The organism is Kitasatospora sp. NPDC088346 (genome assembly GCF_044740765.1).
Lineage (GTDB): Bacteria > Actinomycetota > Actinomycetes > Streptomycetales > Streptomycetaceae > Kitasatospora.
The window spans coordinates 417127-432487 of record NZ_JBIURH010000001.1; the positions used below are offsets into that span (position 1 = coordinate 417127).

Sequence of the window (15361 nt, forward strand, 5' to 3'; positions counted from 1 at the left end):
CGCATCGAGGGAGAGCCAGCCGTGGCCGAAGTCCAGCCCCGCCCGCCCCGGAGCACGACGCCCTACCGCAGTCCCGGCCGAGCCGCCGTACTGCTCGCCGCATCACTGATCGCCGTCACCCTCGGCGCCGCCCCGGTCGCCGCTGCCGGCGCGCCCGCGCCGCCGTCCGACTCCGCCCTCGCGGCCACCGCGGGCCGGCACGACCTGACCAGGGAGCAGTTCTACTTCGTCCTGCCGGACCGTTTCGCCAACGGCTCGACCGCCAACGACGCCGGCGGTGTCACCGGAGGACGGCTGGACAACGGCTTCGACCCCGCGGACAAGGGCTTCTACCACGGCGGCGACCTCAAGGGCCTGATCGACCGGCTCGACTACATCCAGGGGCTCGGCACCACCGCGATCTGGATGGCCCCGATCTTCAAGAACAAGCCGGTGCAGGGCAGCGGAGCCGACGCGTCGGCCGGCTACCACGGCTACTGGATCACCGACTTCACCCAGGTCGACCCGCACTTCGGCACCAACGCCCAGCTCAAGGAGCTGATCGCGAAGGCCCACGCCAAGGGCATCAAGGTCTTCTTCGACGTCATCACCAACCACACCGCCGACGTCCTCGACAACCGCGAGCAGGCCTCCGGCTACCGCTCCACCGGCGCGTACCCGACGCTGGACGCCGACGGCAACCCGGTCGACGAGACCGCCCTCGCCGACGCCGGCGCCAAGTGGCCCGCGATCACCGCCGACTCCTTCCCCTACAGCCCGGTGCTGCGCAGCAAGGCCGACGCCACCGCCAAGACCCCGTCCTGGCTGAACGACCCCTCGCTCTACCACAACCGCGGCAACTCGACCTTCGCCGGCGAGTCCGCCACCGAGGGCGACTTCTCCGGCCTCGACGACCTGGACACCCAGAACCCGCGGGTGGTCGAGGGCTTCAGGAAGGTCTACGAGCAGTGGGTCCGCGAGACCGGCGTGGACGGCTTCCGGATCGACACCGTCAAGCACGTCGACCTCGCCTTCTGGCAGCAGTGGGCGCCGGCGCTCAAGAAATACGCGGCCGAGCAGGGCAACCGGCGCTTCTTCATGTTCGGCGAGGTCTACTCCGGCGACCCGGCCGTCACCTCGCCGTACGTCACCAAGGGCAAGCTGCAGGCGACCCTGGACTTCCCGTTCCAGGAGGCGGCCCGCGCCTTCGTCTCGCAGAACGGCTCGGCCAGGGCGCTGGCCTCGGTGTACGGCCAGGACTACCGCTACACCACCGCCGACACCGACGCGTACGAGCTGCCGACCTTCCTCGGCAACCACGACATGGGCCGGATCGGGTCCTTCCTGCGCGCCGACAACCCCGGCGCGAGCCCCGAGCAGCTGCTCGCGAAGGACCGGCTGGCCAACGAGCTGCAGTTCCTCACCCGCGGCCAGCCCGTCGTCTACTACGGCGACGAGCAGGGCTTCACCGGCGCGGGCGGCGACAAGGACGCCCGGCAGGACATGTTCGCTTCCAGGACACCCTCCTACAACAGTGACCCGGTGATCGGCGGCCCCACCGGCCCGGCCGACCGGTACGGCCGCAGCGGCCCGCTCTACCAGGGCATATCCGCGCTCGCGAAGCTCCGCAGGGACAACCCGGCGCTGGCCGACGGCGCGCAGATCGAACGCCACGCCGCCGACGGGCCCGGGGTGTACGCCTTCTCCCGGATCGACGCCGCCGAGCAGGTCGAGTACCTGGTGGCGGTCAACAACGCCGCCGAGGCCAAGACCGTCACCCTGGACACCTACTCGGCCGGCCTGGGCTTCGACCGGCTCTACCCGGCGGCCGGGGAGCGGCTGACCACCGGCGCCGACAAGAAGATCACCGTCACCGTGCCACCGCTCTCCTCCGTGGTGCTGAAGGCCGCCGGCCGGCTGGCCAAGCCCGCCGCCGCGCCGTCGCTGAGCGTGCGGCCCCCGGCCGACGGCTCCAGCGGCACGGTCACCGTCGGCGCCGAGGTGGCCGGCGGCGGGTTCGACCGGGTCGGCTTCGCCGCGCAGATCGGCACCGGGCCCTGGCGCACCCTCGGCACCGCCGACAACGGCGACTGGCGGGTCACCCAGGACCTCGCCGGGGTGGCACCGGGCACGGTGGTCCGCTACAAGGCCGTGGTCCGGGACTCCGCCGGGCACCTGCGCTCCGCCACCGGCAGCTTCACCACCGGCACCCCCGCGCCCGCGCCGGTGCCCACGGCGAGCTCGCGCCCGTACGCGGTGGTGCACTACCAGCGCAGGAACAACGACTACGACGGCTGGAACCTCTACGCCTGGGGCGACCTCGCCGACGGCGAGTCCACCCCCTGGCCGGCCGGCCACCCCTTCGTCGGCCGGGACGCCTACGGCGCCTTCGCCTACGTGAAGCTCCGGAACGGCGCCGCCGACCTCGGCTTCATCGTGGAGAAGGACGGCGTCAAGGACGTCGACACCGACCGCCACATCGAGCTCGGCAGCACCGGGGAGGTCTGGTTGAAGGAGGGCGACCCCACCGTGCGCACGGCCGACCCCGACCCGGCCGTCCCCGTCCCGGCCGGCACCGCCGTCATCCACTACCACCGGGCCGACGGCCAGTACGACGGCTGGGGCCTGCACGACTGGACCGGCGCCGCCACCCCGACCGACTGGGGCAAGCCGCTGCCGCCCGCCCGCCGGGACGCCTTCGGCGCGGTCTTCGAGGTGCCGCTGGCACCCGGCGCCACCAGCCTCAGCTACATCGTCCACAACGGCAACGACAAGGACCTGCCCACCGACCAGTCGCTCGACTTCGCCACCTCCGGCCGCGAGATCTGGATCATCGGCGGCCAGGAGGGACACCTCCTCCCGCAGGCCCCCGGCAGCAGCTCCCAGCTCGACCTCGGCTCCGCGCGGGCCCAGTGGATCGACGCCCGCACGGTGGTGGTCCCGGCCGGGTACGGCGCGGGCGACGCCGCGCTGGGCGGCGGCACCAGCGCCCAGCTCGTCTACGACCCCGAGGGCGGGATCAAGGCCGACAAGGGCGGGCTCACCAAGCCCGGCCACTGGATCCGGCTCACCCCGGCGGCCGGTCTGACCGCGGCCCAGAAGGCCAAGTACCCGCACCTGGCGGGCTACCGGGCCTTCACCGTCGACCAGCGCGACACCGGACGGGTCACCGCCGCCCTGCGCGGCCAGCTGCTCTTCACCGAGCACCTGCCGAACGGCGCCGTCCTGGCCGCCACCGGCGTGCAGATCCCCGGCGTGCTCGACGACCTGTACGCGGGCAAGGCCGCCGGGGCGGCGCTCGGGCCGGTCTACAGCAGCCGCCCGCAGGACGACTGGCTGCGCCGCGACCGCCGCCGGGTGACCCTGTCGCTCTGGGCGCCGACCGCCACCGAGGTCTCCGTCCAGCTCTTCGACCGGGCCACCGGCGGCACCCCGAGAACCGTGCCGCTGTGCCGGGACGACGCCAGCGGCGTCTGGTCGCTGACCCGGGACGCGGGTGAACTCGACGGCCGCTACTACCTGTTCCAGGTCAAGGTGTGGGCGCCGAGCGTCCAGCAGGTGGTCACCAACACCGTCACCGACCCGTACTCGGTCGCGCTGTCGGCCGACTCCCGGCGCAGCCTGGTCACCGACCTCGGCGACCGGGCGAACAAGCCGGCCGGCTGGGACGCCCACCGCACCCCGGCCGCCGTCCCCGCCGCCCGCCAGCAGATCCAGGAGCTGCACGTCCGCGACTTCTCGGTGGCCGACACCACCGTCCCGACCCCGGAGCGCGGCACCTACCTGGCCTTCACCGAGTCCGCCTCGGCCGGCATGCAGCACCTGCGGGACCTGGCGAAGGCCGGCGTCACCACCGTCCACCTGCTGCCCACCTTCGACATCGCCACCATCCGGGAGAACCGGGCCGAGCAGAAGCTGCCCGCCTGCGACCTCGCCTCGCTGCCCGCCGACGGCGAGAAGCAGCAGGAGTGCGTGGCGGCCGTCCAGGCGGACGACGCCTACAACTGGGGCTACGACCCGCTGCACTACACGGTGCCCGAGGGCTCGTACGCCACCGACCCCAACGGCACCGCGCGGACGGTGCAGTTCCGCGCGATGGTGCAGGCGATGCACGAGGCCGGGCTGCGGGTGGTGCTCGACGTGGTCTACAACCACACCGCCGCCGCCGGTCAGGCCGAGCACTCGGTGCTGGACCGGGTGGTTCCCGGCTACTACCAGCGGCTGGGCGACAACGGCCAGGTGACCACCGACAGTTGCTGCGCCGACACCGCGCCCGAGCACGCCATGATGAACAAGCTGGTGGTCGACTCGGTGGTGACCTGGGCCCGGCAGTACCGGGTCGACGGCTTCCGCTTCGACCTGATGGGGCTCGACCCGAAGTCCACCGTGCTGGACGTGCAGTCCGCGCTGCGCGGGCTCACCCGGGAGCGGGACGGGGTCGAGGGCAAGGACGTCTTCCTGTACGGCGAGGGCTGGAACTTCGGCACCGTCGCCAACGACGCGCGGTTCGTCCAGGCCACCCAGACCAACATGGCGGGCACCGGGATCGCCACCTTCAACGACCGGGTCCGCGACGCCGGCCGGGGCGGCAACTTCCAGCTGTCCTCCGCGCCGCAGCAGGGCTTCGCCTCCGGCCTGTACACCGACCCGAACGGCTCGCCGGACAACGGCACCCCCGAGCAGCAGAAGGCCCGGCTGCTGCACCAGATGGACCAGATCAAGGTCGGGCTGACCGGCAATCTGGCCGGATTCACCTTCACCGACAGCTCGGGCAAGGCCGTCAGCGGCGCCGGGGTGGACTACAACGGCGCTCCGACCGGCTACGCCGCGGCGCCCGGCGAGGCGGTGGAGTACCTGGACGCGCACGACAACGCCGACCTGTTCGACGCCCTCGCCTACAAGCTGCCGCAGGCCACCACGCCCGCCGACCGGGCCCGGATGCAGGCGCTCGGCCTGTCCCTGACGGCCCTGACGCAGGGGCCCGGCTTCGCCCAGGCCGGCAGCGACCTGCTGCGCTCCAAGTCGCTGGACGCCAACTCCTACGACTCGGGCGACTGGTTCAACGCGATCCACTGGGACTGCAAGCAGGGCAACGGCTGGGGCCGCGGGGTGCCGATGGCGGCCGACAACCGCTCGATGTGGCCGACCGCCAAGTCCCTGCTGACCGACCCCCGGCTGACCGTCGGCTGCAACGAGACCGGGGCGAGCACCGCGCTGTACCAGCAGTACCTGCAGATCCGCCGCTCCTCGCCGCTGTTCGCGCTGAGCACCGCCGCCGAGGTCCAGCGGCGGCTGTCCTTCCCGCTCTCCGGGACGGCCGGCGAGACGCCCGGGGTGATCACCATGCACCTGGACGGCACCGGGCTGAACGGGGCCGAGAAGGGCGTCACCGTGGTGTTCAACGCGACCCCGACCGCGCAGCGGCAGTCGGTGGGCGCGCTGGCGGGCACCGCGCAGTCGCTGCACCCGGTGCAGGCCCGCGGCGCCGATCCGGTGGTCAAGCAGGCGGCCTTCGATCCGGCCACCGGCAGCTTCACCGTGCCGGGCCGGACGGTGGCGGTGTTCGTGCAGGGCTGACGACACGTCAGGAAGTGTGCCCGGAAGGCGCATCGGACGAACCCAGGGGCTCCGCGGTCGCGGGGCCCCTGGGGCGCGTTTCGGGCCGTGGGGCGCCGGATGGCCGAAAGGCGTCCATCGAGGCCGGAAAAACTTGGCATGCACCGGCCTTTATACGCCGCTGACGCCGACCGGTCGTTCGGACGGTCTACGCGTGCAGCGGCACCGCGAGCTCGGCCGCTGCCGGGTCGCAATGACATCCATGTCCAGCAGGCTCCGCGGTGGCACCGGTCCGGCCGTCCGGTGCCATTGGCAGTAATTGGCCAATCAGTGGCATGCATCTGTCATTCACGGTCCGTTTGCTGCCACGATTCCCCCGGCTGCAGACGCGAGGGGGCCCCACCCCCCGGGGGCAGCCGATCCAGCGCAGGTTCAGCGCTACCGCTCCTGATTGCACCGCACCCGCGCCGCGCACCCGGCGGCAGGGCCCCCGCTGCGCCGCAACCCCGCGGCCCAGGTTCTCTCCACCGTTTCGTGACCCCGCGAACGGTCGGATAAGGAGTCTGCATTGTCCCGTCACACCCATGTCCGGACGAGTCTGGCCGCACTCGCCGCCACCACCGCACTGCTGGTGACCGGCTTCCCCGTGGTCGCCGCCCAGGCCGCGCCGAGCGCCCCCGCCCCGGTCGCGCCCGCCGGGCGGACCGCCGCCCTCGCCGCCGCCGGCCAGCAGAGCGCCGCCCTCGCGCAGACCCTCGGCCTCGGCAGCCAGGAGAAGCTGGTCGTCAAGGACGCCTTCCGCGACGCCGACGGCAGCCAGCACTTCCGCTACGAGCGCACCTACGGCGGACTCCCGGTGCTCGGCGGCGACATGGTGGTGCACCAGACCCCCGCCGGCACGGTGAAGAGCGTCGACCGGGCCTCCGAGGCCTCGCTCAACGGCGTCAGCACCACCCCCGCGCTGGCCGCCCCGAAGGCGCAGGCCACCGCGCTGGCCGCGGAGGCCGGCTCCAGCCTGCAGACCGCCCCGCGGCTGGTCGTCTGGGCCGCCGACGGCTCGCCGCGCCTCGCCTGGGAGACCGTGGTCTCCAGCACCGAGGCCGACGGCACGCCGAGCAAGCTGCACGTCGTCACCGACGCCGCCACCGGCACCGTCATCCACAAGTTCGAGGGCGTGCAGACCGGCACCGGCCAGGGCGTCTTCGTCGGCAACGTCACCATCGGCACATCGCTGTCGGGTTCGACGTACCAGCTGAAGGACACCACCCGCGGTGGGATGTACACCACCAACATGAACAACGGGACGTCCGGCAACGGCACCCTGTTCACCAAGTCGACCGACACCTGGGGCAACGGCCAGGCCAGCAACAAGGAGTCGGCCGCCGTCGACGCCCACTTCGGCGTCGCGATGACCTGGGACTACTACAAGAACACCTTCGGCCGCAACGGCATCCGCAACGACGGTGTCGGCGCCTACAGCCGCGTCCACTACGACAGCAACTACGTGAACGCGTTCTGGGACGACTCCTGCTTCTGCATGACCTACGGCGACGGGTCGGGCAACACCCACCCGCTCACCGAGCTCGACGTGGCCGGGCACGAGATGAGCCACGGCGTCACCGCCGCCACCGCCAACCTCAACTACTCCGGCGAGTCCGGCGGCCTCAACGAGGCCACCTCGGACATCTTCGGCTCGATGGTGGAGTTCTACGCCAACATCCCGTCCGACAACCCGGACTACCTGATCGGCGAGCTCATCGACATCAACGGGGACGGCACGCCGCTCCGTTACATGGACAAGCCGTCCAAGGACGGCCAGTCCGCCGACAACTGGTCCTCCACCGTCGGCAACAAGGACGTCCACTACTCGTCCGGCGTCGCCAACCACTTCTTCTACCTGCTGGCCGAGGGCAGCGGCGCGAAGGTCATCAACGGCGTCAGCTACAACAGCCCGACCTCGAACGGCTCCACCCTGACCGGCATCGGCCGGGACAAGGCCGCCGCGATCTGGTACCGCGCGCTGACCACCTACATGACCTCCACCACCAACTACGCCGCCGCGCGGACCGCGACCATCAACGCGGCCAACGACCTGTACGGCGCGGGCGGCGTCGAGGCCACCGCGGTCGCCAACACCTGGGCCGGCGTCAACGTCGGCTCCGTGGTCAGCAACTCGCCGGTGGTGACCAACCCGGGCAACCAGGTGACCGCCATCAACACCGCGGTGAACCTCCAGGTCTCGGCCACCGGCGGCACCGGCGCGCTGACCTACTCGGCCACCGGCCTGCCGGCCGGCCTGTCGATCAACGCCTCCACCGGCAAGATCACCGGCACCGTGACCACCGCGGGCACCTCCAACGTGGTCGTGACCGCCAAGGACACCGCCAACAAGACCGGCACCGCCAGCTTCACCTGGACGGTCAACACCGGTGGTGGCGGCGGCTGCACCCCGACCCAGCTGCTCGGCAACGCGGGCTTCGAGACCGGCACCGCCGCGCCGTGGACCGTCACCAGCGGCGTGGTCGACAACAGCGCCTCGCAGGCCTCGCACTCCGGCTCCTGGAAGGCCTGGCTGAACGGCTACGGCTCGGCCCACACGGACTCCGCCGCGCAGACGGTGACCATCCCGGCCGGCTGCAAGGCCACCCTCAGCTACTGGCTGCACATCGACACGGCGGAGACCACCACCTCCACCGCGTACGACAAGCTGACCGTCACGGTCAACGGCACCACCGTCGCCTCGTACTCGAACCTCAACAAGGCCACCGGGTACGTCCAGAAGACGGTCGACCTGTCCTCCTACGCGGGCCAGTCGGTGACCGTGAAGTTCAACGGCGTCGAGGACTCCTCGCTCCAGACGAGCTTCGTGATCGACGACACCGCGATCAACACCAGCAACTGACCCTGACCCCGGGGCGGTGAAGGGCCCGGCGGCTTCGGCCGCCGGGCCCTTCGGCCGTGCGGCGCCGGGTCCTGCGGCCGCGACGGGCCCGTGAGCGTTCGGCAACATCGGCGCAACACGAAACACCGGTGAAACACCGCTGTCCGCAACAGGAAACCCCGTCCGGCGAAACTCTCCGCGTCGGCGCGCGCACAACCCCACCCACGGTGCGATCCGCGCCGCACGGGAAGGTTCCGCATGCTGCTCGCCGAATCCGCGTCCGGTCTCGACACCGGCGACACCGCCTGGCTGCTGGCCAGCACCGCCCTGGTCCTGCTGATGACCCCGGGCCTCGCGCTCTTCTACGGCGGCATGGTCCGCAGCAAGAGCACGCTCAACATGATCATGATGAGCTTCGTCTCGATCGCCGTGGTCACCGTGGTCTGGCTGCTGGCCGGCTACTCGCTCGCCTTCGGCACGGACGCCGGCGGCTGGGGTCTGATCGGCGGCCTGGACCACCTCGGGATGACCGGGATCACCCCGACCAGCCTCACCGGCCACGTGCCGACGCTGCTCTTCGCCACCTTCCAGCTCACCTTCGCGATCATCACCGCGGCGCTGATCAGCGGCGCGATCGCGGACCGGGCCCGGTTCGGCGCCTGGGTGGCGTTCACCGCCGTGTGGACGCTGCTGGTCTACGTCCCGGTCGCGCACTGGGTGTTCACCCCCGGCGGCTGGATCCTCGGCCGGCTCGGCGCCCTGGACTTCGCCGGCGGCACCGTGGTCGAGGTGAACTGCGGCGCGAGCGGTCTGGCGCTGGCCCTGGTGCTCGGCCCGCGGCTGGGCTTCCGGAAGGAGGCGATGCGGCCGCACAGCCTGCCGCTGGTGCTGCTCGGCGCCGGCCTGCTGTGGTTCGGCTGGTTCGGCTTCAACGCGGGTTCGGCGCTGGGCGCCAACGGTCTCGCGGCGGCGGCGCTGCTCAACACCCAGGCGGCGGGCTGCACCGGACTGCTCGGCTGGCTGCTGGTGGAGAAGCGCCGCGACGGCCACGCCACCACGCTCGGCGCGGCCTCCGGCGCGGTGGCCGGCCTGGTCGCCATCACCCCCTCCTGCGGCAGCGTGGACCTGCTCGGCGCACTGGTGATCGGCCTGGCGGCCGGCGTGGTCTGCTCGTACGCCGTGAGCTGGAAGTTCCGCCTCGGCTTCGACGACTCCTTGGACGTGGTCGGCGTCCACCTGGTGGCCGGGGTGATCGGCACCGTGCTGATCGGACTGTTCGCCACCGCCACCATGACCGGCGGCGCCGACGGCCTGCTGCACGGCGGTGGCCTCGGCCAGCTCGGCCGGCAACTGGTCGCGGTCCTGGCGGTCGGCGCGTACGCGTTCGCCGTGACGTACGGCATCGGGAAGACGATCGACCGGCTGATGGGTTTCCGGGCCTCGCCCGAGCACGAACTGACCGGGCTCGACCTCGCCGTGCACGCCGAGACCGCGTACGATCACGGCGTCCTGGGCCACGGCACCACCGGGGCCCACGCCACCGTGCTCACGCACTCGTCCGACAGGACCCCCGGGACATGAAGCTGATCACCGCCGTCGTCAAGCCGTTCAAGCTGGACGAGGTCAAGACCGCGTTGCAGGAGATCGGGGTGCACGGACTGACCGTCACCGAGGCCAGCGGGTACGGCCGCCAGCACGGGCACACCGAGGTCTACCGGGGCGCCGAGTACCGGATCGACCTGGTGCCCAAGGTGCGGATCGAGGTCGTGGTGGAGGACGAGGACGCCGAGCCGGTGATGGAGGCGATCGTGGCCGCCGCACGGACCGGGAAGATCGGCGACGGCAAGGTCTGGTCCGTTCCGGTGGAGGGGATCGTCCGGGTCAGGACCGGGGAGCGTGGGCCCGACGCCGTCTGAGCAGGCCGGGCGCCGGGGCCGGGGCGGGCCACCGGCCGGGTCGGTCCGAGCGGCCCGGTCGGCCGGCCGGGCGCCGGGTCACGCCCAGGCGCGCCGCCAGGCCGCGCCGTCCGCGATCAGCTGCGGGGACAGCGCCTGGAGCCAGGTCTCGTCGTCGGCCATCGCGGCGAGCCGCTCCTCGTCCAGGGCCGGTTCGGGTCTGGTCCCGCGGGCCGCGCCGCCGTCGGCCGGGTGGGCGGTGCCGTTCATCGAGGTGATCAGCACCACGGTGCCGTCCTCGTGCCGGACCGCGACCGTCCGCCCGGCGAGACCGCTCTCCCCGGGGGCGTTGCGGTACGCCACCGCCGGGTCCCCGCTGTCGAGGACGCTCTGCGTGCAGCCGTCCGGCGGGGGCGTCGCCGCCCCGGGCAGGGCCGGCACCTGCGGGCAGCCGAACGCCCTGCCGTTCATGCCGGTCAGCGAGACCACCACGGTGGTCGGCCCCCGGCCGTCGTTGAAGTCGACCCGGAAACCGCCGACCGCGGCCGGTGATCCGGGCGCGGGGGCGTAGTTGCTGTACGCCCCGCTCGGCAGCAGCGTGCTGAGCACGGCGAGCATGCCGTCGGCGGGGGTGGCCGCCGGGTCGGCGGCGGGACCCGACCGCGGCTCGGGGGCAGGGGCGGCGGCCGGGGTGCTCGCGGTGCCCGGGGCGGTGGTGGCGGACGCGGCGGCGACGACCGGACCCCGGGAGTGCCGCACGGTCGCCATGCCGACCGTGCCCACCAGCGCGGCGGCCACCAGGGCGGACGCCGCCACGGCCAGTCGCCGGCGACGGCGCAGGGTGCGTCCCCGGGCGGTGGCCTGCGAGACCATCAGCACCACCGGGGGAGCGCAGAGGTCGTCCACGCTCTCCCGGAACAGGCGGGAGAGCTCGCTGTCGAGATCGCGGTCGAGATCGCGGTCGAGGTCACCGTCGGGGGCGCCGTCGCGTTCAAGGTCCATGGCCGGGTTCCTCGTTCGGGTCTGCGGGTCTGCGGGGTCTGCCGGTCTGCGGGGTCGGCGGGGAGGGGGCGAAGGGGTCAGGACAGGAACATCAGCTCGCGGTCGCCGCCCAGAATGCCCCGCAACTTGGCCAGAGAGCGGGTGTTGAGGCTCTTGACGGAGCCGGTGGACATCCCGAGCAGGTCGGCGACCTCCTCGATGCTGCGGTCCTCCAGGTATCGCAGGACCACCACCGCGCGGTTGCGCGGGGGTAGCAGCCGCAGCGCGGCGGTGAGGGTGACCCGCAGATCGGGGCTGAGCGGGGAGTCGGGGGAGTCCGGCGGCTCGGCGATCACGATCTCCGTCGACTTCCGCAGCCGGCGGTGCGACAGGTAGTACCGGAGCATCACCTTCCGGGCGTACGCGTCGAGTCCCGGCTCGTCCTGGCCGCGGCGCAGCCGGCCCCAGACGGAGTACATCTTGGCGAGCGTGGTCTGCACCAGGTCCTGGGCCTGGTGCCAGTCGCCGCACATCATGTACGCGACATGGAACAGTCGGCGGGCGCGGGTGCTCGCGAACTCCTCGAATTCGAGGTCCGGGTCGTCCATCCGCTGCTCCCCCGAGTGCTTGCTGCTGGTTGACGTCACTCTTACTGACGCGGTGGACCCGCCGGAGGTATCGGCCGATTTTCCGGTGACATCGAACCGTTGTCGACGGCGGCCTTGACGCACCCTTCGCGCGGTCATATGTTCTCACCGCACTGCAAGTTTCCAGAAAGTTTCATGGAGTTTGCAGCAAGTGACCGGTCGGTAGTGCGGCCACCCCACCCCACCCCACCCCGCCGCGCCCCACCCCGGTCGGACTGCGCCCCAGCGTCCGCAGTCCCATGCACCGCCGCACCTTCGCACCGCCGCACCCTCGCACCCTCGCACCCCGGCCCGCGCACCTGCGTCCGCGGGCCGAACCAGGCCGCCCACCCGCCCCCTGGAGACATCGTGGTCACCCATTCCCCCACCTCCCGTCCCGTCCGCGCCGCCGGCGCGCTCACCGCCGCCGCGGCGCTGGCGCTGTCGATCGGCGCCGGGCTCTCACTGGCCCCGACCGCGGCGGCCACCCCACCCGGCGGCGGCAAGGACGTCACCGCCACCCTGTTCGAGTGGAAGTTCGACTCGGTCGCGAAGGCCTGCACCGACACCCTCGGCCCGAAGGGCTACGGCTTCGTCGAGGTCTCGCCGCCCCAGGAGCACATCCAGGGGTCCCAGTGGTGGACCTCCTACCAGCCGGTCAGCTACCGGATCGCCGGCCGGCTCGGCGACCGGGCCTCGTTCCAGTCGATGGTGAGCACCTGTCACGCCGCGGGCGTCAAGGTGATCGCCGACTCGGTGATCAACCACATGTCGGCCGGCTCCGGCACCGGGACCGGCGGCACCGTCTACAGCAAGTACAACTACCCCGGGTACTACCAGGACCAGGACTTCCACTCCTGCCGCAGCGCCATCTCCAACTACGGCGACCGCGGCAACGTGCAGAACTGCGAGCTGGTCAACCTCTCCGACCTCGACACCGGCAGCACGTACGTCCAGCAGACCATCGCCACCTACCTGAGCGACCTGCTCTCGATCGGCGTCGACGGCTTCCGGATCGACGCGGCCAAGCACATCGCCGCCTCCGACCTCGCGGGCATCAAGGCGAAGATGAGCAACCCGAACGCGTACTGGGTGCAGGAGGTCATCTACGGGGCCGGCGAGCCGATCCAGCCGGGCGAGTACACCGGCACCGGTGACGTCGACGAGTTCCGCTCCGGCACCTGGCTGAAGAGCGCCTTCGACGGCGGCCGGATCGCCGACCTCTCCTCCTGGGGCTCCGGCCTGCTCGGCAGCGGCCAGGCCCGCACCTTCGTCGACAACTGGGACACCGAGCGCAACGGCTCCACGCTGACCTACCGGTACGGCAACAGCTACACCCTGGCCAACGTCTTCATGCTGGCCCACCCCTACGGCGCGCCCAACGTCTACTCCGGCTACGCCTTCTCCGGTCACGACGACGGCCCGCCGAACGGCGGCACCGTCAACGCCTGCTACCAGGACGGCTGGAACTGCACCCACGCCTGGCGGCAGGTGGCCAACATGGTCGGCTTCCGCAACGCCGTCTCCGGCACGGCGCTGACCAACTGGTGGTCCAACGGCAGCAACGCCGTCGCCTTCGGCCGCGGCGGCAAGGGCTACGTGGCGATCAACCACGAGAACGGCGCGATCACCCAGACCTTCCAGACCTCGCTCCCCGCCGGCAGCTACTGCGACGTCCAGCACGGCGACCCGGTCGCGGGCGGCGGCTGCACCGGCACCAGCTACGGCGTGGGCACGGACGGGAGGTTCACCGCGACCGTCGGCGCCGGCGACGCGGTCGCCCTGTACGTCGGCGCGGGCGGCGGCTCCACGTCCACCCCGACCCCGTCGGCCGCCACCGGCGCCTCGTTCGCGGTGAACGCCACCACGGTCCTCGGTCAGAACATCTTCGTCGTCGGCAACACCGCGGCCCTCGGCAACTGGGACACCGGCAAGGCGCTGCCGCTCTCCTCGGCGGCCTACCCGGTCTGGAAGCTCGACCTGTCCCTGCCGGCCGGCACGGCCTTCGAGTACAAGTACGTCCGCAAGGAGGCGAACGGCACGGTGACCTGGGAGAGTGGCGCCAACCGCACCGCCACCGTCCCGTCCGGCGGCAAGGTCACGCTGAACGACACCTGGCGCGGCTGACCCCGCCTGCCGGCCGACGGCCCCACCCGCGACCCCCGCCCGGCGCTGCCGCGGGCGGGGGTCGCGGTCCGTTCCGCCGGGCCCGGCGCCGGTGCCTCAGCCGCGTCCGATGTACGGCATCGCCGTCGCCATCACCGTGGCGAACTGGACGTTGGCCTCCAGCGGCAGCTCGGCCATGTGCCGGACGGTACGGGCGACGTCGGCCACGTCCATGGTGGGCTCGGGCGCCGTCCGGCCGTCCGCCTGGCGGACCCCGCTGGTCATCGCCGCCGTCATGTCGGTGGCCGCGTTGCCGATGTCGATCTGGCCGCAGGCGATCCGGTAGGGCCGGCCGTCGAGCGAGAGCGACTTGGTGAGACCGGTGACGGCGTGCTTGCTGGCCGTGTAGGCGATGCTGTGCGGGCGCGGCGCGTGGGCGGAGACGGAGCCGTTGTTGATGATGCGGCCGCCCTGCGGCCGCTGGGCCTTCATCAGCCGGAACGCGCCCTGCGCACAGAGGAAGGCGCCGGTCAGGTTGAGCTCGACCACCGCCCGCCACGCGGCCGGGTCCAGGTCCTCGACCGGGGTGGCGGCGCCGAAGGTGCCGGCGTTGTTGAAGAGCAGGTCGAGCCGGCCGTGGCGGTCGGCGGTCTCCGAGAAGAGCGCGTCCACGGCGGCCGGGTCGGTGACGTCGGTCGGGATCACGGTGGCGGCCGGGGCACCCAGCCGGGCCGTCTCGCGCAGCGGCCCGTCCCGGCGCCCGGCCAGGACGAGTTGCCAGCCGGCCCCCGCGAGTTCCAGGGCGACGGCGCGCCCCACCCCGCTGCCGGCTCCGGTGACCACGGCGACCTGCTGCGACACGTGCTGCTCCTCGGGGTGTTCGGCGAGTGCCCGGCTGCCCCGATGATCCCGCAGCGACGGCCCGGGCGTCACTGGTACGAGCGTCCAAGGCGGGCGGCGGTGCGGGGCACGGCCGCTGGCGGATCTCCCGGGCGGGCCGGACCGGCCGCCGCGGGAGCGCACCGGCCGATCGGCCGACCGAGTGGCAGTTGCCCGCGTTGGCGCGGCACGCGGTCCCGGGTGCGGTGCGGCGGGGTGACAGTGGTCACGGGTGCGGCGCTCACGCCGTCCGCCGGGTCGCGGCCGGCACCGGGGTCCACCCGCCCGAACGGGCGGGCCCCGCCGGGGCTCCGCGGTGGACGGGGTGCTTGCCGCGCGGGTGCGAACCCTGCCGTCCGGCGGGGGTCACACCCGCCGGACGGCGGGTTCCGGATCCTTGGCGCAACCGGGTCACCCGTCCGGTCCGTCATAGGATCACGGATGGCGCGGTCTCCGGT

The 15361-nt window shown here is 72.4% G+C and carries 8 protein-coding genes; 5 read left to right on the forward strand and 3 right to left on the reverse strand.

Translation table 11 applies throughout. The features are described 5' to 3' along the window. Window positions 1-21 precede the first annotated feature (21 nt). The 4 genes from pulA (at window position 22) to ACIOFR_RS01890 (ending at window position 10332) form a co-directional block, all read left to right on the forward strand. On the forward strand, window positions 22-5556 hold the full coding sequence (gene pulA / locus ACIOFR_RS01875) for a pullulanase-type alpha-1,6-glucosidase (protein WP_400991655.1): 5535 nt from the start codon (window positions 22-24) through the stop codon (window positions 5554-5556). Window positions 5557-6103: 547 nt separating this feature from the next. Then, on the forward strand, window positions 6104-8437 hold the full coding sequence (locus ACIOFR_RS01880; protein ID WP_400991656.1) for a M4 family metallopeptidase: 2334 nt from the start codon (window positions 6104-6106) through the stop codon (window positions 8435-8437). A 237-nt stretch (window positions 8438-8674) separates the two neighbouring features. After that, window positions 8675-9997, forward strand: a complete 1323-nt coding sequence (locus tag ACIOFR_RS01885) for an ammonium transporter (protein ID WP_400991657.1) — start codon at window positions 8675-8677, stop codon at window positions 9995-9997. Then, window positions 9994-10332 (forward strand): P-II family nitrogen regulator, encoded by a 339-nt coding sequence (locus tag ACIOFR_RS01890; RefSeq protein ID WP_371496732.1) that lies wholly within the window; start codon window positions 9994-9996, stop codon window positions 10330-10332. Before ACIOFR_RS01885 ends, ACIOFR_RS01890 begins: the two co-directional genes overlap by 4 nt. Before the next feature lie 78 nt (window positions 10333-10410). On the opposite strand, the gene ACIOFR_RS01895 is transcribed toward ACIOFR_RS01890, so the two are convergent. Together ACIOFR_RS01895 and ACIOFR_RS01900 are read right to left on the reverse strand one after the other, a co-directional pair. After that, a complete protein-coding gene (locus tag ACIOFR_RS01895) occupies window positions 10411-11313 on the reverse strand; it encodes a hypothetical protein (RefSeq protein WP_400991658.1) in 903 nt (300 codons plus the stop codon). Window positions 11314-11390: 77 nt separating this feature from the next. Continuing rightward, window positions 11391-11900, reverse strand: a complete 510-nt coding sequence (locus tag ACIOFR_RS01900) for a SigE family RNA polymerase sigma factor (RefSeq protein ID WP_400991659.1) — start codon at window positions 11898-11900, stop codon at window positions 11391-11393. 387 nt (window positions 11901-12287) lie between these two features. Here ACIOFR_RS01900 and ACIOFR_RS01905 point away from each other — a divergent pair, with 387 nt between their 5' ends. After that, window positions 12288-14045 (forward strand): carbohydrate-binding module family 20 domain-containing protein, encoded by a 1758-nt coding sequence (locus tag ACIOFR_RS01905; protein WP_400991660.1) that lies wholly within the window; start codon window positions 12288-12290, stop codon window positions 14043-14045. A gap of 96 nt (window positions 14046-14141) precedes the next feature. Here ACIOFR_RS01905 and ACIOFR_RS01910 read toward each other — a convergent pair whose 3' ends face one another. Next, the gene (locus tag ACIOFR_RS01910) at window positions 14142-14885 is read right to left on the reverse strand and encodes an SDR family oxidoreductase (protein WP_400991661.1); all 744 of its coding nucleotides are present in this window, start codon (window positions 14883-14885) and stop codon (window positions 14142-14144) included. Window positions 14886-15361: the final 476 nt, after the last annotated feature.

What these genes read in the sequence shown, in the direction of transcription:
- ACIOFR_RS01885 (WP_400991657.1), top strand. Translation starts at nt 8,675, where the DNA reads ATGCTGCTCGCCGAATCCGCGTCCGGTCTCGACACCGGCGACACCGCC.
- ACIOFR_RS01890 (WP_371496732.1), top strand. Translation starts at nt 9,994, where the DNA reads ATGAAGCTGATCACCGCCGTCGTCAAGCCGTTCAAGCTGGACGAGGTC.
- ACIOFR_RS01895 (WP_400991658.1), bottom strand. Translation starts at nt 11,313, where the DNA reads ATGGACCTTGAACGCGACGGCGCCCCCGACGGTGACCTCGACCGCGAT.
- ACIOFR_RS01900 (WP_400991659.1), bottom strand. Translation starts at nt 11,900, where the DNA reads ATGGACGACCCGGACCTCGAATTCGAGGAGTTCGCGAGCACCCGCGCC.